This is a genomic window from Rhizobium sp. 268, assembly GCF_036571585.1.
GTDB classification, from domain to species: Bacteria; Pseudomonadota; Alphaproteobacteria; order Rhizobiales; family Rhizobiaceae; genus Rhizobium; species Rhizobium redzepovicii.
The window spans coordinates 54,700-73,864 of sequence record NZ_JAPPSO010000003.1 but is presented as its reverse complement, the minus strand read 5'-3'; the positions used below and the strand labels follow the sequence as shown (position 1 = coordinate 73,864).

The 19,165-nt window shown below is 62.2% G+C and carries 19 protein-coding genes; 1 reads left to right on the top strand and 18 read right to left on the bottom strand.

From position 1 onward, the window contains the following. Positions 1-22: 22 nt before the first annotated feature. From trmB to OS035_RS06795, 16 genes are all read right to left on the bottom strand, one after another. Positions 23-724, bottom strand: a complete 702-nt coding sequence (gene trmB, locus OS035_RS06870) for a tRNA (guanine(46)-N(7))-methyltransferase TrmB (protein WP_097624648.1) — start codon at positions 722-724, stop codon at positions 23-25. Positions 725-732: 8 nt separating this feature from the next. Next, positions 733-1,971 carry a methionine adenosyltransferase gene (gene metK / locus OS035_RS06865; RefSeq protein WP_097624649.1) on the bottom strand — a complete coding sequence of 413 codons (1,239 nt, stop codon included), beginning with the start codon at positions 1,969-1,971 and terminating at the stop codon, positions 733-735. Between the two features lie 178 nt (positions 1,972-2,149). Next, positions 2,150-2,569 carry a helix-turn-helix domain-containing protein gene (locus tag OS035_RS06860; protein ID WP_003589003.1) on the bottom strand — a complete coding sequence of 140 codons (420 nt, stop codon included), beginning with the start codon at positions 2,567-2,569 and terminating at the stop codon, positions 2,150-2,152. A gap of 148 nt (positions 2,570-2,717) precedes the next feature. After that, positions 2,718-4,322, bottom strand: coding sequence for an apolipoprotein N-acyltransferase (lnt, locus tag OS035_RS06855; RefSeq protein ID WP_331813566.1), 1,605 nt, complete (start codon positions 4,320-4,322; stop codon positions 2,718-2,720). Positions 4,323-4,433: 111 nt separating this feature from the next. Then, a complete protein-coding gene (locus OS035_RS06850; protein ID WP_097624650.1) occupies positions 4,434-5,588 on the bottom strand; it encodes a hemolysin family protein in 1,155 nt (384 codons plus the stop codon). Continuing rightward, positions 5,585-6,100 (bottom strand): rRNA maturation RNase YbeY, encoded by a 516-nt coding sequence (gene ybeY, locus OS035_RS06845; RefSeq protein WP_183779139.1) that lies wholly within the window; start codon positions 6,098-6,100, stop codon positions 5,585-5,587. The genes OS035_RS06850 and ybeY overlap by 4 nt, the downstream gene beginning before the upstream one ends. Continuing rightward, a complete protein-coding gene (locus tag OS035_RS06840; RefSeq protein WP_088940002.1) occupies positions 6,100-7,149 on the bottom strand; it encodes a PhoH family protein in 1,050 nt (349 codons plus the stop codon). Before OS035_RS06840 ends, ybeY begins: the two co-directional genes overlap by 1 nt. 18 nt (positions 7,150-7,167) lie before the next feature. After that, complete coding sequence (miaB, locus tag OS035_RS06835; protein WP_097624652.1) at positions 7,168-8,577, bottom strand: tRNA (N6-isopentenyl adenosine(37)-C2)-methylthiotransferase MiaB; 1,410 nt, start codon at positions 8,575-8,577, stop codon at positions 7,168-7,170. 49 nt (positions 8,578-8,626) lie between these two features. Further along, positions 8,627-9,424 (bottom strand): lysophospholipid acyltransferase family protein, encoded by a 798-nt coding sequence (locus tag OS035_RS06830; RefSeq protein ID WP_183852836.1) that lies wholly within the window; start codon positions 9,422-9,424, stop codon positions 8,627-8,629. A gap of 27 nt (positions 9,425-9,451) precedes the next feature. Next, entirely contained in the window at positions 9,452-9,880 is a 429-nt protein-coding gene (locus tag OS035_RS06825; protein WP_012556376.1) for a Fur family transcriptional regulator, read from the bottom strand. Positions 9,881-9,963: 83 nt separating this feature from the next. After that, positions 9,964-10,464: a GNAT family N-acetyltransferase gene (locus tag OS035_RS06820; protein WP_003570810.1), complete on the bottom strand. Its 501-nt coding sequence runs from the start codon at positions 10,462-10,464 to the stop codon at positions 9,964-9,966. Next, positions 10,461-11,123, bottom strand: coding sequence for a tRNA (adenosine(37)-N6)-threonylcarbamoyltransferase complex dimerization subunit type 1 TsaB (gene tsaB / locus OS035_RS06815; RefSeq protein ID WP_097624654.1), 663 nt, complete (start codon positions 11,121-11,123; stop codon positions 10,461-10,463). The genes OS035_RS06820 and tsaB overlap by 4 nt, the downstream gene beginning before the upstream one ends. Positions 11,124-11,212: 89 nt before the next feature. Next, positions 11,213-11,779, bottom strand: a complete 567-nt coding sequence (locus tag OS035_RS06810) for a NifU family protein (protein WP_183779141.1) — start codon at positions 11,777-11,779, stop codon at positions 11,213-11,215. Positions 11,780-11,884: 105 nt separating this feature from the next. Beyond that, on the bottom strand, positions 11,885-12,376 hold the full coding sequence (locus OS035_RS06805; protein ID WP_003583845.1) for a universal stress protein: 492 nt from the start codon (positions 12,374-12,376) through the stop codon (positions 11,885-11,887). An 87-nt stretch (positions 12,377-12,463) separates the two neighbouring features. Continuing rightward, a complete protein-coding gene (gene trpS, locus OS035_RS06800; protein WP_183779143.1) occupies positions 12,464-13,528 on the bottom strand; it encodes a tryptophan--tRNA ligase in 1,065 nt (354 codons plus the stop codon). Positions 13,529-13,624: 96 nt separating this feature from the next. Further along, the gene (locus tag OS035_RS06795; RefSeq protein ID WP_183779145.1) at positions 13,625-14,023 is read right to left on the bottom strand and encodes a VOC family protein; all 399 of its coding nucleotides are present in this window, start codon (positions 14,021-14,023) and stop codon (positions 13,625-13,627) included. Positions 14,024-14,210: 187 nt separating this feature from the next. Between OS035_RS06795 and OS035_RS06790 the strand changes: the two genes are divergently transcribed. Further along, positions 14,211-14,639: a YcbK family protein gene (locus tag OS035_RS06790; protein WP_097624657.1), complete on the top strand. Its 429-nt coding sequence runs from the start codon at positions 14,211-14,213 to the stop codon at positions 14,637-14,639. A gap of 12 nt (positions 14,640-14,651) precedes the next feature. On the opposite strand, the gene murJ is transcribed toward OS035_RS06790, so the two are convergent. After that, complete coding sequence (gene murJ / locus OS035_RS06785; RefSeq protein WP_183779147.1) at positions 14,652-16,232, bottom strand: murein biosynthesis integral membrane protein MurJ; 1,581 nt, start codon at positions 16,230-16,232, stop codon at positions 14,652-14,654. 10 nt (positions 16,233-16,242) lie between these two features. Continuing rightward, the gene (locus OS035_RS06780) at positions 16,243-19,149 is read right to left on the bottom strand and encodes a [protein-PII] uridylyltransferase (protein WP_183779150.1); all 2,907 of its coding nucleotides are present in this window, start codon (positions 19,147-19,149) and stop codon (positions 16,243-16,245) included. Between the last annotated feature and the right edge of the window lie 16 nt (positions 19,150-19,165).

Genomic DNA, 19,165 nt, shown 5'->3' with positions numbered 1-19,165 from the left:
GCCCTTTAGCCGCCGTTGAAACTCAGATCTTCCTGAACGTCAAATAGGCCGAAGACCGGCCCTCGCGTCGCGCCTTGGCCTCGTAGCGTGTGCTCGGCCAGCCCTCATAGGGCGTCAGCCAGTCCGCCGCATTGTCAGCCAGCCAGTTGAAGCCGCCATGGTCGCGGCATTTGAGCAGCGTCCAGTTCACATAGGTGTCGATGTCGGAGGCGAAGCAGAACAGGCCGCCCGGCTTCAGCACGCGGTGAAAGCGATCGAGATTGGTCTTCGAGACGAAGCGGCGCTTCCAGTGCTTCCGCTTCGGCCAGGGATCGGGATAGAGCAGGTCGATCTGATCGAGCGAAGCGTCCGGCAGCCAGTCGAGGAGTTGCGTCGCGTCGTCATTATAGACGCGAATATTGCGCGCCCCGGTCTCGCCGATGCGCGACAGCAGCTTCTGCATGGAATTGACGAAGGGCTCGACGCCGATGAAGCCGGTCGAAGGCCTCTCGAGTGCGCGGTGGATCAGGTGCTCGCCGCCGCCGAAACCGATTTCCAGCCGCAATCTGTCGACCGGAACCGTAAAGAGGGACGTCAGCGGCTCCAGCGGAGCCGCCGAAAGATCGATAAGGAATGCCGGCAGCAGGCTGTTCAGCGTCTCGGCCTGGTGTTCGCGCAGGGCCTTGCCTTTGCGGCGACCGAAGAAGGCTTCAGTCGCCCGGCCGCGGCGTTCCATATCCGTCATGCTTTATCTCAGGCCTTTACGCTTTCCTTGAGCGCCTTGACGAGGTCGGTGCGCTCCCAGGAGAACGAGCCATCGCGGCCGGCCTTGCGGCCGAAATGGCCATAAGCGGAGGTCTTCGCATAGATCGGCTTGTTGAGGTCGAGATGGCGGCGAATGCCCGACGGAGACAGGTCCATATTCTTGCGGATCGCCGCTTCGACCTGATCTTCGCTGACCTTGCCGGTGCCGTGCAGGTCGACATAGATCGACAGCGGCTGGGCGACGCCGATCGCGTAGGAAATCTGGATCGTGCAACGGTCGGCTAGGCCGGCGGCAACGACGTTTTTCGCCAGATAGCGGGCGGCATAGGCAGCCGAACGGTCGACCTTGGTCGTGTCCTTGCCGGAGAATGCGCCGCCGCCATGCGGTGCGGCACCGCCGTAGGTGTCGACGATGATCTTGCGGCCGGTGAGGCCCGCATCGCCGTCCGGTCCGCCGATGACGAACTTGCCGGTCGGGTTGATGTACCACTTGCAGTCGTCAGCGATCTTCAGTTCGCCGAGCGCCTCGCGGATATAAGGCTCGACGACGGCGCGGACCTTCTTCGAATCCCAGCTTTCGTCGAGATGCTGGGTCGAAAGCACGATCGACGTTGCTTCGGACGGCTTGCCGTCGACGTAGCGCACGGTCACCTGGCTCTTGGCGTCGGGGCCGAGCTTGGCGACTTCGCCGTCACCCTTCTTGCGGGCAACCGCGAGCAGCTGCAGGATCTTGTGGGAATAATAGATCGGCGCCGGCATCAAATCCGGCGTTTCCTTGCAGGCGTAACCAAACATGATGCCCTGGTCGCCGGCGCCCTCGTCGCCCTGCTGGTCGGCGGCGCTGTCAACGCCCTGCGCGATGTCGGCCGACTGCGAGTGCAACAGCACATCGATCTTGGCCTTCTTCCAGTGGAAGCCGTCTTGCTCGTAACCGATATCCTTTATGGCGCGGCGGGCAGCGGCCTTGAACTTAGAAGGATTGATGACGTCCTTGCCCTCCTTGTCCTTCTTCATCAGGCTCGGCGGCAGGCGGACTTCGCCGGCGATGACGACACGGTTGGTGGTCGCCAGCGTTTCGCAGGCAATGCGCACGCCCCACGGATTGACGCCTGTTTTGGCCGCTTCGCGGTAGACCAGATCGACGATCTCGTCGGAGATGCGGTCGCAAACCTTGTCAGGATGACCTTCGGCAACAGATTCGCTGGTAAAGAGATAATTCGCGCGCATTCCGGGATTCCCCTCAAAGAATAAAAGCTAGCTAGTAGGTACTCAGTTCGAGGCCCGATGACAAGCGCAGAAGGACATAAATATATCTTTATATCTGCGGCAAAGTGACAAATTTTGCCCCAAAAACGCAAAAAAGGCGGCCTTTCGACCGCCTTTGGGATTCAGCGATTGGTGTGGCTCAGTCGGAGTCGGCCTCGGCTGCCAGAGCCTTCACCAGCTCCACGACCTTGCGGCGAACCTTCGGATCGGAAATCTTGACGAAGGCGCGGTTGAGCTGCAGGCCTTCGGAAGAGGAGAGGAAATCGACGACGTAATTCGAGCTGGAGGCTTCGGCCATGCCGCCGCCGGCGCCTGCATGTTCGCCGGGTGCGTCCTCGAAGAAAAAGGAAACCGGAACATTGAGGATGTTCGAGATGTTCTGCAGACGGCTTGCGCCGACGCGGTTGGTGCCCTTTTCGTACTTCTGGATCTGCTGGAATGTGATGCCGAGGCTTTCGCCAAGTTTTTCCTGGCTCATGCCCAGCATTGTTCGGCGAAGACGAATACGGCTGCCAACGTGGATGTCGATCGGATTCGGCTTCTTTTTGTTTTCAATCATGGTCGTGCCCTAGCTAAGAATTTCAACCTGTTTAACCGGCATGCCCCTGATCCATCCCAAACGCCACGTTGCAAGCGGTGAGAACCCACCTTTGAACATACGTCCGGAACGCCGATTGTCATCACTATGCAATTTTAGGGGTTTTTGGTCAATTCAACCCGGAAATAAAACCTCTACGAGAAACCAGCGCAATCAAAATGAGCAGCGCCTCGGTCAACCAGAAGTATGTTTGCCGGGGGAATGCCGTCCCCGCTTCTACGCCTAACCTATCAAGAGTTGCATCAATAAAGCCGGTTTGTTCGAGATCGAGGCCGGCAATAATTTCCCCCTGTGCATTCACAATTGCTGAAATACCGCTGTTGGCGTCGCGAATCAGCGGCAGTCCGGTTTCAACAGCTCGCACCCGCGCCTGCTGGAAGTGCTGATAGGGGCCTGGCGTCGCACCGAACCAGGCGTCATTGGTGATATTGAGGATCGCATTGGCGTCTTCGATGTCGCCGGTCATTTCATCGGGGAAAATGATCTCGTAGCAAATCAGCGGATAAAGATTGAGCCCGCCGGGCAGCGCCAGCAGGTGCCGGCTCACTGCTGCCGAAAACCCTCCCGGCATTTCGACGACGTTCTGGATGCCGAATTCGGTGAGCAGGTCCTCGAAGGGCAGGTATTCGCCGAACGGCACCAGATGCACCTTGTCGGAGGCGGCGATGATCTGGCCGCGGCCGTCGATCACATAGATGGAATTATAGTAGCGCGTCGGCGTGCCGGGCCCCATCTCCTCGGCGCGCACGGCTCCGGCGATCAGGATCTGGTTGTCGTCGAGCGTATCGGCGATCCGCGTCAGCGCATCCTGATTGTCGGTCAGTATGAAGGGGATGGAGGTTTCCGGCCAGACGATAATGTCGGGCTCGCGCCCGCCATTTCTCGGTGCTTCGGCCGACAGCTTCAGATGCGTCTCGAAGATCGCATTGCGATCGGCGTCGTTGTCCATCTTTGCCGCCTGGTCGATATCAGGCTGCACCAGCCGCACCACCGGCCGCTTATCTTCAGGCAAGGCTTCGGCCCGCGGCGCGACATAGAGGGCATAAGCGCCATAACTGAGATGGGCGGCAAATAGCAGGACGGCGAGCGCGATGCCGGTGCGTGCGCCTTGCCGGGTGCCGACAAGGGCCGGCGCGGAAAAGACGAATACGGCAAGGGTAGTCACCCCCATCGCCCCGATCACATGCGCCGACTGCATCATCAGTGGAACCGGCATCATGCCATAGCCGATGGCGTTCCAGGGAAAGCCAGTCAGAACAACGCTTCGCAGCCATTCCATCAGCCCGAAGCCGGCCGCCAGTGCGGCGATCCGTCCCATGCCGTCGGACCAGAAGATGCGGGCAAGGGCCACCGCCAGCCCGTAGAAAATCGCCAGACAAGCCGGCAGCCCGAGAATGGCGAGTGGCAGCGCCCAGGCGAATTCCTCCTGATCGACCAGCAGCGCATGGCCGAGCCACCACAGGCCGGCGACGAAATAGCCGAAGCCGAACAGCCAGCCGGTGGCAAATGCCGGCCACAGCCTGCCGATGAGGCCGCTGTCAGGCGAAGCCGCGGCCCCGTCGATCAGCCAGACGAGCAGCGTGAAGGAGACGAACATTGCCGCGAAGAAGCCGAAGGGTGGCAGCGCCAGCACGGCGAATGCTCCGGCGGCAATGGCCAGCAGCGACCGTTTGAAACCCCAGACGAGGATAACCCTGTCCGCAAGCCGCTCCATGCGCACTCCCATCAAACCGCGAATCAACCCATGCGCAGTCTTTCAAAAAAGCGGCTCTTTGTCCTGTTAATGAAGATCGCCCGGAACCGCGCAGCGGGTTCCGGGACAGCATTAATTGGCGGTTGATTCCGCCGGCCGGTCGTCGCCGGCGTCGGAGCCGGGGGGAATGTCGCCATCCACCTTGGCGCGGCGGCGGATCGCATGGCGCTTGCGGGTGATGCGCAGCCGCTTGATGCGGCGCGGATCGGCGTCGAGGATGTGGAATTCGAAGCCCGGCAGCGCCTGCACGACCTCGCCGCGCACCGGGATGCGGCCGAGTGCGGAGAAGATCAGGCCGCCCAGCGTATCGACCTCGTCGACCTGCTCGCTGATGTCGAAATCCGGCCCGATCGCCGCGGCGATCTCTTCCAGTTCGACGCGGGCGTCGGCAATGAAGACGTCTTCGGCAACCCGCTTGAACATCACCTCTTCGTCGTCGTGTTCGTCGTCGATGTCGCCGACCACCATTTCGACGATGTCCTCATGCGAGGCGAGCCCGTCGGTGCCGCCATATTCGTCGATGACCAGCGCCATCTGCGTGCGGTTCACCTGCATGCGGCGCAACAGGTCCGAGGCCAGCATCGACGGCGGCACGAACAGGATCTTGCGGATGATGCCGGCTTCCGTCAGCGTCTTCTGCAAGTCGACGCGGGCGAGATCCAAATTCGGCTTGGCCGGCCGCGTGGTCTTCTGGATATTCTCGGGCGCTACCTCGATCGCCGGCAGCGCCGGCAGGGCTGCGGCCGGTTTCGCCGGGCCGCGGCGCTTGTTGCGCGCCTGCTTGGCGACATAGGAGAGCAGATCGCGGATATGCACCATGCCGCGCGGATCGTCGAGCGTGTCGGCATAGACGGGCATGCGCGAGCGGCCGGATTCCTCGAACAGGATCATCAGCTCGCCGATGGTGATGTTCTGGTCGACCGCCTCGATATCGGCGCGCGGCACCATCACGTCGGCGACGCGCACCTCGCGAAAGCGCAGAATGTTGTGCAGCATTGCCCGTTCGTCGGGTGAAAATGCGTCATCGCCGGCCGCATCGGTCATCAGCGCGTCGGCAAGATCCTCGCGCAGCCGCGAGCCCTGCTGCGGGCGAAGGATGCGCGCGGCGCGCGACCAGAAGGATTGGGATCGGCCGGATGGCCGACTACTACTGCCCGCCTCGTCGGAAGAGGAGGATGGCTCGGAGTCCTTGGCGTCTGCCGCCGGCTTCGTCGTAAAGTCGCTCATGGTTCCATTTTAAGGTCTTGACCCTCGTAAGGATCAGATAGGCCGAGCTGCGCCAAAATGCGAGTCTCCAGCCCCTCCATAATTTCGGCTTCATCACTATTCATATGGTCGTAGCCGAGAAGATGCAAGAAACCGTGCACCAGAAGATGGGTCAGGTGGTCATCGAAACTCTTTTCGAGCTCGATGGTTTCCCGCTCCACGGTCTCCCGGGCGATGATGATGTCGCCGAGCATCGGACCGGGCATTTTACCGGGCCGAACCGGAAAGGCTGGAAAGGAGAGCACGTTGGTCGCCTTGTCCTTCCCCCGCCATTCGGCGTTGATGTCCTGGATCGAGGCGTCGTCGGTGAAGACAAGCGAGACCTCGGGCGGCATCGTCGGGAAGGGCTGCTTCTCGCTGTCGCGGAGATAGACCACGGCGGCGCCGAGCACGCGCTCGCAAAAGGACAGCAGCGTCTCCTCGCCCGGCCAGCCGATGTCGTCGACGCTGATCTGGATGTCGAGTTCTGCCATCAGTCCTGCCGGCTGACCGCTTCGGCTTCGGCATAGGTGGAATCATAGGCCCTGACGATGCGCCCGACCAGCGGATGGCGGACGACGTCGGTATCCTTGAAGCGCACGATCGAGATGCCCTCGACACCGTTGAGAAGCTGCAGCGCCTCGACGAGGCCGGATTTGACGCCGCGCGGCAGGTCGATCTGGCTCGGGTCGCCGGTGACGATCATCCGCGCATTCTCGCCGAGACGCGTCAGGAACATCTTCATCTGCATCGATGTCGTGTTCTGTGCTTCGTCGAGGATGATGGCGGCGTTGGCAAGCGTGCGGCCGCGCATGAAGGCGAGCGGCGCGATTTCGATGACGCCGGCGGTGATCGCCCGGTCGACCTTGTCGGCGGGAATCATGTCATAGAGCGCGTCATAGAGCGGGCGAAGATAGGGATCGACCTTTTCCTTCATGTCGCCGGGCAAGAATCCGAGGCGCTCGCCCGCTTCGACGGCCGGGCGCGACAGGATGATCTTTTCGACCGCGCCGCGCTCCAGCAGTTGGGCAGCGTGGGCGACGGCGAGATAGGTCTTGCCGGTGCCGGCCGGGCCGACGCCGAAGACCAGCTCGGCCCGCTCCAGCGCCCGGATATAGGCGTCCTGTGTCGGCGTGCGAGCGATGATCGTCTTCTTGCGGGTGGAAACCTGCGCCATCGTCAGCTTGGCCTTGCGCTCCATGGTGGGAAGGCTGAGCTGATCGTCGGCGGCGACCGCCATGCGGATTGCGCCCTCGACGTCGGATCGTTCCACGCTGCCGCCTTTCTGAAGTTTTTCATAGAGATAGTCGAGCGTGCGCCGCGCCTGGTTGGTGGTCACGACATCGCCTGTGATGACGACCGAATTGCCGCGGGCCCGCGCATCGATGTTGAGCCGTTCCTCGAGCAGCTTGAGGTTCTGATCGAATTGACCGAAGAGCTCGCTGGCGAAGCGGTTGTTCTCGAACGTCAGGACGAAGTGATTGGTATCGCTCGGCGTGCGGGGGTGGCGCGGTGAAGAAGAAACCAATTCTTGTCCGTTCAAGCGGTCGGGCTCCTTGAGTTAAACCGCAGCCTCTGCGCGTTCGGCAAACAGGCTGTTGTTTCCGGTTCCTGTGATTCGCACTTTAATAATGTCACCGATTTGCGATGCTTTTGCATCAACATTCACGGATTGAAGCCAGGGAGAACGTCCGATCAGCTGTTCCGGCATGCGACCGGGCTTTTCCAGCAACAGGTCGATCTCTTTGCCGACGCAGGATTCGGCAAATTCCTGCTGCTGCTTTACGAGAAGCGCTTGCAGGCGTTCCAGCCGTTCTGCCTTGATCTCTTCCGGCACCTGGTCCTTCAGTTCCGCGCCGGGGGTGCCCGGCCGTGTCGAGTATTTGAACGAGAAGGCCTGCGCATAGCGCACCTTCTTCACAAGTTCTAATGTATCCTCAAAATCTTCGTCTGTCTCCCCCGGAAAGCCGGTAATGAAATCGCCGGACAGGGCGATGTCGGGCCGCACCGTGCGAATGCGTTCGATCAGCGAGAGATATTCGGCCGCTGTATGGCGCCGGTTCATCGCCTTCAGGATACGGTCGGAGCCCGATTGCACCGGCAGGTGCAGATAGGGCATCAGCGCCCGAAGATCGCGATGGGCGTCGATCAGCCGGTCGTCCATGTCGCGGGGATGGCTGGTGGTGTAGCGCAGCCGCGCAAGGCCGGGGATCTCGGCAAGCCGGTAGAGCAGGTCGCCGAGGCTCCACGCCTCGCCCCTCGGCCCGGCGCCGTGCCAGGCATTGACGTTCTGCCCGAGCAGGGTGATCTCGCGCACGCCGCCTTCGACCAGCTTTTCGGCTTCCTCGACGATCTGGGCAACCGGCCGCGACACTTCCGAGCCGCGCGTATAGGGCACGACGCAGAAGGTGCAGAATTTGTCGCAGCCCTCCTGCACCGTCAGGAAGGCGGTGACGCCGCGGGCTCGGATCTTCCGGCTCTCGGCGATCGGCAGATGCTCGAACTTGTCCTCGACCGCATATTCCGTATCGACGACGCGCTGGCCCTGCTTGGCCCGGCGCAGCGCCTCCGGCAGGCGGTGATAGGTCTGCGGGCCGATGACGACGTCGACGGCGGGCGCCCGGCGCAGGATCTCCTCGCCTTCGGCCTGGGCGACGCAGCCGGCAACGCCGATCATCATCTCCCGTCCGTCCGCCGCCTTCTTCTTTTTCATGTCGCGCAGCCGCCCGAGCGCCGAATAGACCTTCTCGGCCGCCTTCTCTCTGATATGGCAGGTGTTGAGCAGAACGAGGTCCGCCTCTTCCATATCCTCAGTCGGTTCGTAACCGTCGCGGGCGAGCGCATCGCTCATGCGCGTGGAATCATAGACGTTCATCTGGCAGCCATAGGTCTTGATGAATACCTTGCGGCTGTTGGAACCGTCGCGGCGTGTCGGCTCCGGAGCCTGGAGAAGGGCGCTGTCCTGTGTCATGGCGCGCTATTTAGTGGTTTTTGCCGCCTGAGAAAATCGAAATCTTCTTTTAGGAGATTTCGCGCCCGCGCAGGCGGCTGTTCAACAGGTTGCGGATGCGTGAGGCGATGGTCGCGCTCACTTCCTTGCGATTGGTGTCGGCGCGGTATTCCACCGCCTCGCCGAAGGAAACCTCTGCGTCGATCGCGCCGCATCGCACGATATCGATCAGGTGCGGCAAGAGCTCGGTATCCCCCGGCCAGGCGGCGAGCGGCCGGTGATAGCGGCCCATGGCGATGCCGTGCACCCTGGTATAGGCAACCGCCACCGGCTGCACCACCACGGTTCCTGTGGGCGAAGCGGGCACGGCCATGGCGGCAGCGCCGAACAGCGAGGACTTGACCTCCAGCAGCCGGTTGCCGTCCGAGGTCGTGCCCTCTGGGAAGAGCACGACGATTTCGCCATCGGCCATCCGCCCGGCGATCTCGTTTGCCTGATGGCCGGTCTTGCGCCTCTCCTCGCGTACGACGAAGACGCTCTTCTGCAGCTTGGCGAGCGTGCCGAAGATCGGCCATTCGGCCACCTCGATCTTGGCGATGAAGGCAACGTCGGCAACCGCCGACAGCACCATGATATCCATCCAGGAGGAATGATTGGAGCAGAGCATCAGCGGCCGGCGCTCTTCCAGCTGGCCGGTGACGCGGACGCGGATGCCGAGACAATAGCAGATGATACGGTGCCAGACGCGCGGCAGCCGGCGCCGCAGCCGCCAGTCGAAACGGAGGGCGAGCAGTTGCAGCGGCACGAGCACGATGCTGACGGTCAGGATGACGACCGCAGCACAGGCAATGCGCAGCCAGGCGATCAAATGCTGGTCTCCCCGGCGGCCATTGCTTCAGAGGTCTTCCTTCTTCAGCGGAACGCCGTAGAGTTCCAGCCGGTGGTCGACCAGTTTGAAGCCGTGCTCGCGGGCGATGCGCTCCTGCAGCGCCTCGATCTCCGGCGAGCGGAATTCGATCACCGTGCCGGTTTTCAGGTCGATCAGGTGGTCGTGATGCTCTTCCGGCACCGTTTCGTAGCGCGAGCGCCCGTCGCGGAAGTCGTGGCGGGCGATGATGCCGGCATCCTCGAACAGTTTCACGGTGCGGTAGACGGTCGAGATCGAGATCTTCGCATCGACCTTCACCGAGCGGCGATAGAGTTCTTCGACATCGGGATGGTCTTCCGAGTCTTCGAGAATGCGCGCGATCACGCGGCGCTGCTCGGTCATGCGCATGCCGCGTTCGGTGCAAAGCTCCTCAAGGGTCTTGGCTACATCAGGCATGGCCCGCCTTCAAAAGATATTCGTCTTGCGACAATGCCGAAGGGCTTTGGCGCCGATCAGCATGTCATCTCTCTGTCAGGGAACTAGCGAAGAACGCGCTTCATGACAAGCGCCGTGGAGAGAGCGCCGTTTTCCTGCTTGTAATAACCCTTGCGTTCCCCGACCTTTTCGAAGCCGAGCTTGCGATAGAGGCCAAGCGCTGCCGTATTGCCGTCGTCGACTTCGAGAAACATGCTCTCGCCGCCGCGTGCGCGTGCTTCCCGCATCGCTGCCTGCATCAGTCGCCAGCCGAGCCCGGCGCGAGCGACCTTCGCCTGCACGGCGATCGTCAGGATCTCCGCCTCGCCGGCGACATGGCGGGCGAGGATGAAGCCGGGAAGCGGCTTTTTCAGGATGGCATTGGTCTGGCGGGCGACGAAGCCGAACACGGTGTCCTGCATCAGCAACCCGTGAAATTCACCATCGCCCCAGGGCCGGGCAAAACGTTCGCCGTGCAGGACGGCGACATCGCGGCAATCCTCGCGCTCCATGGCGATGATCTCGAATTCCGGCTTCAGCGTCAGATAGGCTTCCAGCATCGTCATACTCGTCGGGCAATCGCATACCCGGCCTGCGGCTTGGCATCGGGTCCGCGCAGATAAAGGGGCTTCGGCTTTCCGGCATCGGGGGAGGCGGCAGCACCGAGGCGCGCCACGACGGAGATCGGGAAATTGTTGCTGTGATCGCCATGGGCGTCCGCCTTCAGCAGCGGCGTTGCCGATCCGGTGATCTCGCCGTCGAAGCCTGCGGCAAAAGCCTGCGCTTGCGCCACGCTTAACGCCCGTGGCGCGTCGAGGGGCGAACCATCCGATGAAAAGGACTGGAGGTAGATTTCGTCCCGCTTGGCATCCATCGCTGCCAGCACGGCGCGGCCGGGCGTTTTTTCGCGCTGGGCTGATGCCATGACCTCGAGCGTGGTGACGCCGACGGCGGGCACATTGAGGGAAAGCGCAAAACCGCGGGCTGCGGCAACGCCGACCCGGATACCGGTAAACGAGCCGGGGCCGATGGCGACGGCAATGCGGTCGATATCGGAAAGCGCCATATGAGCCTGATCGAGCGCGCGATCGACGATACCGATCAGATGTTCAGCATGCCCCTTGCCGATCATGTCCGATGCCTCCCCCAGCATCGTATTCCTGCCGCTGTCGTAAACGGCGGCAGCGCAGTCTACACCTGCCGTGTCGAGCGCCAGAACAATCATGCCATCAATTTCCGAAAAATCTATTGTCGCCTGATCATAAATTCGTCTGGCCGAACCACAGATGAACGGCCGGACGAACGCCAGAATTTTTAAGCGGCAATCACTTCCTGCACTTCCGGAACGAAATGGCGCAGCAGGTTCTGGACGCCATGCTTCAACGTCGCCGTCGAAGAGGGGCAGCCGGCGCAGGAACCCTTCATGTTCAGATAGACCTTGCCGTCCTTGAAGCCGCGGAAGGTGATGTCGCCGCCGTCCTGGGCAACGGCGGGGCGCACGCGGGTCTCCAGAAGCTCCTTGATGGTCAGCACGATCGACTCGTCGCCTTCGTCAAAAAACTCGTCGCCGGCGTCAACGTCTTCGGAGAGGATGGAAGCATCGCCCATGACAGGCTTGCCCGACATGAAATGCTCCATGATCGAGCCCAAAATAGCCGGCTTAAGATGCTGCCATTCGGCATCGTCCTTGGAGACGGAAATGAAATCATAGCCGAAATAGACACTGGTCACACCCGGTATTTCGAACAGGCGGGCAGCGAGCGGCGAAGCTTCAGCCTCCTCGGCACTGCGGAACTCGGCCGTGCCGCTTTCCATCACCACCTTGCCCGGCAGGAACTTCTGCGTGGCGGGGTTTGGCGTGGCTTCGGTCTGAATGAACATCTGGGTCTCCATGCGGCCGGCCCATGCCTCGCCGTCTTTAGAATTCTTCAAAAGAAGATAAGCCGATTGCCGGTGCCATTCAAGAGATTTTTACTCAAGAAATTGTCAGCAGAGGGCGTCGATTTCCTCATTGGTCAGCGTATCTGGCAGCACGGTGACCGGGATCGGAAACGCCGCCGCGCGGCCGGCGATCGACGAAACCAGTGGTCCCGGGCCTTCCTTCGCCGAACCGGCGGCCAGAACGAGGATCGCCACATCGCGGTCGTCCTCGATCACGGCGTTGATTTGTTCGGCCGCACCACCTTCGCGGATGACGATCTCCGGCTCGATGCCGATCGTCTCGCGCACGATCTGGGCGATCTTGGCAACGACCGCCTCGGCCTCCTCGCGCGCCTCGGCCCGCATGATCGCCTCGACGCCGAGCCATTGCTGGAAATCCCCGTCGGGAATGACGTAGAGCAGCACCAGCCCGCCATTGGAATTCTTCGCGCGCCGGCCGGCATAATGAACGGCGCGCTGGCATTCGGGTGTACCGTCGATCACCGCCATGAATTTGCGGCGATGACCTTCGAGCCGTGAGAGTCGCTTCGATACCATGGCGCGGACTCTGACACCCGAAGCGGAAAATTTGCAAGCCCAGTTTTTTTCCTCTTCTCCTCCACGTGGGAGAAGAAGAGATCACTCTCAGTAAAGGAAGCCGATCACATCGCGGACTTGGCGCATCGTCACCTCGGCGCGGGCCCTGGCCCGTTCGCCGCCCCTGCGCAGGATGGCGTCGATATGGCTGGTGTCGTCCATCAGCCGGCGCATTTCGCCGGTGATCGGCGCCAGCACGTGGATCGCCAAATCGACCAGCGCCGGCTTGAAGACGGAGAACTGCTGGCCGCCGAATTCGGCCAGCACGGCCGCCTTCGATTTATCGGCAAGCGCCGCATAGATCGCCACCAGATTGTCGGCTTCCGGCCGGCCCTGCAGACCTTCCACCTCGCTCGGCAAGCCGTCCGGATCGGTCTTTGCCTTGCGGATCTTCTTCGAGATCGCCTCCTCGTCATCCATCAGGTTAATGCGCGAGAGGTCGGAAGGGTCGGATTTCGACATTTTCTTGGTGCCGTCGCGCAGCGACATGACCCGCGGGGCCGGTCCGCCGATCAGCGGCTCGACCATCGGGAAATAGGCATGCACCGGCTCGTTGCCGACGGTGATGTCGACACCGTAACCGGTCTTGCGAATATGCTCGGCATAATCGAGGTTGAACTTCATCGCTATATCGCGGGCAAGTTCCAGATGCTGCTTCTGATCCTCACCGACCGGCACATGGGTGGCGCGATAGACGAGAATATCGGCGGCCATCAGGCTCGGATACGCGTATAGGCCGAGCGAGGCCTGCTCGCGGTCCTTGCCGGCCTTGTCCTTGAACTGCGTCATGCGATTCATCCAGCCGATGCGGGCGACGCAATTGAAGATCCAGGCAAGTTCGGCATGCTGTGGCACGGCCGACTGGTTGAAGACGATATGTTTTTCCGGATCGATGCCGGCGGCGATGAAGGCGGCGGCGATCGAGCGAGTCTGGCTCTGCATGTCTTCATGCACGAGCTGGGCGGTGAGCGCATGCATGTCAACGACGCAGTAGATGCAGTCATTGCCCTCCTGCAGCGCCACGAAGCGGCGGATCGCGCCGAGATAATTGCCGAGATGCAGATTGCCGGTCGGCTGCACGCCGGAGAATACGAGTTTCTTGAATTCGCTCATGTCGTCCTCAATAGGCTGGTGGAGGGCCCCAGGGCTGTTCGCCCATGTTGCTAACGCCGCGGCTTATGCACGGGCAGCCGATCGCAATCAAGAGGTTCAGGCAGCGTGATGCTGGATCAGATCGAAGCTGTTGCCGTAGGGATCGGCAAACACCGCGACCGTGCCGTAAACCTCATGCCGCGGCTCCTCCAGAAAGCGCACGCCGGCGGCGCGCATTGCGGCATGGTCGCGGGCGAAATCGTCGGTCTTCAGGAAGAAGCTGACCCGGCCGCCTGTCTGGTTACCGATCGCCGCCCGTTGCGTGTCGTTTGCGGCCTGCGCCAGCAGAAAGGCTCCGCCATCTCCTCCTCTGGGCTTCACCACCACCCAGCGCTTGCCCTCCGGCTGCGGCTCGTCCTGAAGGCAATCGAAACCAAGGGCGCCGCAGTAGAATGCCTTGGCGCGGTCGTAGTCGTCGACGACGAGGGTGACGAGGAAAAGCGACTGGATCGTCATGTCATATCTCCCGATTGAGATGTTTATTCCAAGCTGGATCGGCAATATCCGTTATTTTAAGCCGAAGTGATCAAGTCCGTTACTCACAATTGAGTATAAAATTTCACAGAAAAGCTTTTATTGAACTGAAAATCCTCGACCGCGCAGGGGCGTGCGATGGCCGCCCTGTCAACCGCCAGGAGGAACCATGCAGACCGCCAGTTTGCTCGCCATGGCAGGCCTTTTCGCCCTACAATCCGCAACCAGCGCCGTCGGTCAAGACAGCAAACGGCCGGTCATTCATCTTCCCAAGCAGGAGGCACGCCCAGCCTACACCGTCCAGACCGTCAGTGTCCGCACCGGCTGTTTTCCCGCGCGTCTTCAGGCGGTGCTGTCGCATATCGCCGCAAAAACCGGACGCCGGCCGATGATCACCTCCGGCCTCCGGGCGCATCCCCGCCGCCATGGCTCCCTGCATGGAAAATGCCTGGCGGCCGATATCAGGATGCCGGGCCTGTCGGAACGCACCATCATCGCAGCCGCCAGAAGCGCGCCCGGCATCGGCGGCATCGGCACCTATTGCAACGGCATCGTTCATGTCGATGTCGGACCGCAGCGGCGATGGGTGGATTGCTAGACCTTGACGGCGCTACGCATCCTCCGCCGCCGCCGGCTTGCGGTTCAGATTGCGGCGGATCATGCCGAGATCGGCGCCGCCGATCAGGAAGGCGGCGGCGAAATAGACCAGCATGGAAATCGCGATCAGCAGCCCCAGCGTGCCGATCTTGGTTAGAAGCGGCGAGCCGGAGGCGAGCCAGGGTGCGAAATACTGCTTGAGAAAGACGATGGCCGCCCCCATGACCGCCGCCGCGACGATCAGCAGGGCGGTGCGTTTTGCCAGCGCCCATTCCCATGTCAGATGGCCGCGGCGCAACAGCGTAGTGAACAGCAGCACGGTGCTGATCCAGCCGGCGGTGGCTTCGGCAACGGCGATGCCGGGCGCGCCCATAAAGGGAAAGAGGGTGAGCGCCGTGGCGCAGTTGGTGGCAACCGCGATCGCCGAAAAGCGCATCGGCGTCTTGGTGTCCTCGCGCGCATAGAAGCCCGGCTGCAGCGCCTTGATCAGCACGAAGGCCGGCAGCCCGATGCCGTAGATCGCCAGGATCGCGCCGACGACGGCGGTGTTTTCCTGATGGAAGGCGCCGCGCTCGTAAAGAACGCGGATGATCTCGTCGGAGAGGATCCACAGCGCGAAGGCGGCAGGGATCGTCAGGAACAGCACGAATTCGATCGAGCGGTTCTGCAGGTTTCCGGCTTCGCGCAGATTGCCGCCCTTCAGCGCCCGGGCAAGTTCCGGCAGCAGCACCACGCCGACGGCGACGCCGACGACGCCGAGCGGCAGCTGATAGATCCGGTCGGCATATTGCAGGGCTGCGATCGCGCCGTCGCGGGAGGAGGCGATTGCCTGGCCGATCAACTGGTTGATCTGGGTGATGCCGCCGGTCACGGCGGCCGGCACCGCAAGGATCAGCAGCCGCTTGACGTTCGGCGTCATCTTCGGGAAGCGGAAGCCGATGCTCATGCCGGCCGCAAGCACGCCGATATAGACGACGGCGAGCTGCAGCACGCCGGCGGCAAGAACACCCCAGGAGAGATACCAGGCCGTCGCCAGCGGATCGGCGCCGGTATAGAGCGCATAAAACAGCGCCCCAATCATCACCACGTTGAGGAAAACCGGCGCGATAGCGGCGGCGAAGAAATGATGCAGCGAATTCAGCATGCCGCTCATCATCGCCGTCAGCGACATGCACATCAGATAGGGAAACATCACCGCCGCCATGCGGATGGTGATCGAGAACTTGTCGGGATCGTCGGCAAAACCCGGCGCGATGACGAAGCGCACCAAAAGCGGCATGGAAAGCTCCATCACGATGGTGATGAGGAGCAGCACTGAAAACAGCACGCCGAAGACTTCCTCGGAAAAGCGCTTGGCCCCTTCCGTGCCGTTCGCTTCGATCTCCTTGGCAAAAAGCGGTACGAAGGCGGCGTTGAAGGCGCCCTCGGCAAACAGCCGGCGAAACAGGTTCGGGAAGCGGAAGGCGGCGTAGAAGACGTCGGCCATCGGTCCGGTGCCGAGTGCGGCTGCCATCAGCGTTTCGCGGGCGAAACCGAAGATGCGGCTGCCGAGGGTGGCGCCGCCGACGGTTGCGAATTTCTTGACGAGACTCATGCTTGGGGGCTCATGCGGGCGAATCGGCTTTCTTTTCGGCTGACGGCGATGTCCGGGCGGTGGCGGCCGGCGCGATGATGCCGGAGGGCATGCGCTCGCGCAGTTCGTCTTCCTCCTCGGCCATGACGGCCTTCATCCGGGCGGTGATGTTGGCGCGCTTGCTGTCGCCGGAGATTTTCTGGCCGACCAGGTCGGTGACATAGAAGGTGTCGATCACCTTCTCGCCGAAGGTGGTGATGCGGGCCGACTGGATGTCGAGCGACAGATCGGAGAGCACGGCGGTGATCTCAGACAAGAGACCCGGCCGGTCGAGGCATTCGACCTCGATGACCGTGAACTTGTTCGACAGGCTGTTGGTGATGTTGACCGACGGCGGAATGACGAAGGCCTTGCTCTTCTTGCGATTGCGCGCCCGCGTGGCGATGACCTCGGGCAGCCGCTTGCGGCCGGACAGCACGTCCTCGATCATCCGTCCGATCGTCGCGGCCCGGCGCAGCTCGTCGGCATCGTCGGTAAATTCGCGGCTGACATGGATGGTGTCGAGCGCCCGACCGTCCGACGTCGTGAAGATCTGCGCGTCGACGATGTTGGCGCCGGCCGCAGCACAGGCGCCGGCGATAACGGCGAGCAGCCGCGGATGGTCGGGCGACAGCACGGTGATTTCGGTGATCGCGTGGAAACTGTCGGTGCGCACCGTGGTGGCGAGCGCCTGGCCGGCTTTGTCGGCCTGGCGGATGAAATGGGCGTGGCGGATCTGGTCTTCCAGCGGCACCGAGAGCAGATAGGGCTGGTAGTGCAGCTTGGTATAGGTATTGCGGTCCTTCTGGCTCCAGTCGGCAAGGGCCGCATGCAGCGCCTCGGCGGCGGCATTGGCGCGCTCTTTGCGGGAGACTTCCGAAAAACCGCCGGCCAGCAGCAGCTCGGTTTCATAATAGAGCGTGCGCAGAAGCTGGCCTTTCCAGCCGTTCCAGACGCCGGGGCCGACGGCGCGGATATCGCAGATCGTCAGGATCAGCAGCATCTTCAGCCGGTCGAGCGACTGCACCCGGTCGGCAAAATCGGTGATCGTCTTGCGGTCGGTGAGGTCTCGGGTCTGCGCCACCATCGACATCGTCAGATGTTCCTCGATCAGCCAAACGACGATTTCCGTCTGCTTCTGCGACAGGCCGAAGCGGCCGCAGAGCTTGCGGGCGACGCGGGCGCCGGCAATCGAATGATCCTCCAGGCGGCCCTTGGCGATATCATGCAGGAGAACCGCGACATAGAGCGCCTCGCGGTCTTCGATGCCTGAGAACAGCTTGTTGGCGAGCGGATGCAGATCTTCGGCGCGTGCCTGATCGATCTCGGAGAGAACGTCGACGGTGCGGATCAGATGTTCGTCGACCGTATAGTGGTGATACATGTTAAACTGCATCATCGCGACGATCTTGCCGAATTCGGGGATGAAGCGGCCAAGCACGCCGGCCTCGTTCATCCGCCGCAGGATCAGCGCCGGATCGCGCTTCGACGTCAGGATCGACATGAACAGCCGGTTCGCCTCGTCGTTTTCCCTGAGCCGGTTGTCGATCAGGGCAAGCGAGCGAGTGACGCGTTTCAGCGCGTCCGGATGGAATTCCAGCCCGTTGATGTCGGCGACGTGGAAGAGCCGGAGGATGCTGACGGGATCGCGCTTGAACACCTCGGCGTCGGCAAGCGCGATGCGGCCGCGGTCCTCGACGAATTCGACGCTGCCGGCGATCTTGCGGTTGCGATGGGTGAAGCGGCTGATGACGCCGGTCAGGCCCGGGATCGACTTCGCCTGCTGGTCTTCAAGCGCAGCGCAGAGGATGCGCGTGAGATCGCCGACATCCTTGGCGACGAGGAAATAGTGCTTCATGAAGCGCTCGACGGCCGAAAGGCCGGGGCGGGTGTGATAGCCGAATGCTTCGGCGATTTCGCGCTGGATGTCGAAGGACAGGCGCTCCTCGGCCTTGCCTGTCAGGAAGTGCATATGGCAGCGTACCGCCCAGAGAAAATCGTCGGCTTTCTCGAGCAGGCGGTATTCGTGCTTCGACAAGACGCCGAGCTTGACCAGCTCGGCCTGGTCGCGCACGTGGTAATAATATTTCGAGATCCAGAACAGCGTGTGCAGGTCGCGAAGCCCGCCCTTGCCTTCCTTAACGTTCGGCTCGACGAGATAGCGTGTATCGCCTGCCTTGCGGTGGCGCTCGTCGCGCTCGGCAAGCTTGGCGGCGATGAACTCAGGGCCGGTACCGGTGACGATTTCCTTGTCGAAGCGGGTCTCGAGTTCGGTTTCCAGCCGCTGCAGGCCGCAGATGTAGCGCATTTCCAGGATGGCGGTGCGGATCGTCATGTCGGACTTGGAAAGCGCGATGCATTCTTCCACCGTACGGGTGGCGTGGCCGACCTTGAAGCCCATGTCCCAGAGCACGTAGAGCATGAACTCGACGGCCTTGTGCGTCTCCTCGGTCGGGCGCGGCGGGAAGAGGAAGAGCAGGTCTATATCGGAGCCCGGCGCCAGCGTGTCGCGGCCGTAGCCGCCGACGGCGGTGACCGCAAACTTGTCCTTCTGCTGCGGAAAGATATGGGCGGTGGCGAAATTGTAGAGGACGGTGATGATCTGGTCCTGCAGCCAGGAAATCCGGTAGGCGCAATTCAGCCCGCCGCCGTCGGCCATAAGTGCGGCCCGCGCCTTCTGCCGGCCTTCCGTGCTCGCCTTCTTGAGCACCGCAAGCAGGTCGGCGCGCAGCACGTCGGGCCGGTTGCGGTTGGCCTCGGCAACGGCGTCGCACTGCTTCTGCAACAACTCGACGTCGAGAATATGGGAAAAATCAAGCTCGCGCATCGCTGTCGCCGGGGCGGTTTCCTGTTCATGCCGGGCGGCCGCATCCGGGCTCGCCTCGTGTTTCGTCCGCATGCGCTATAACCCCTTT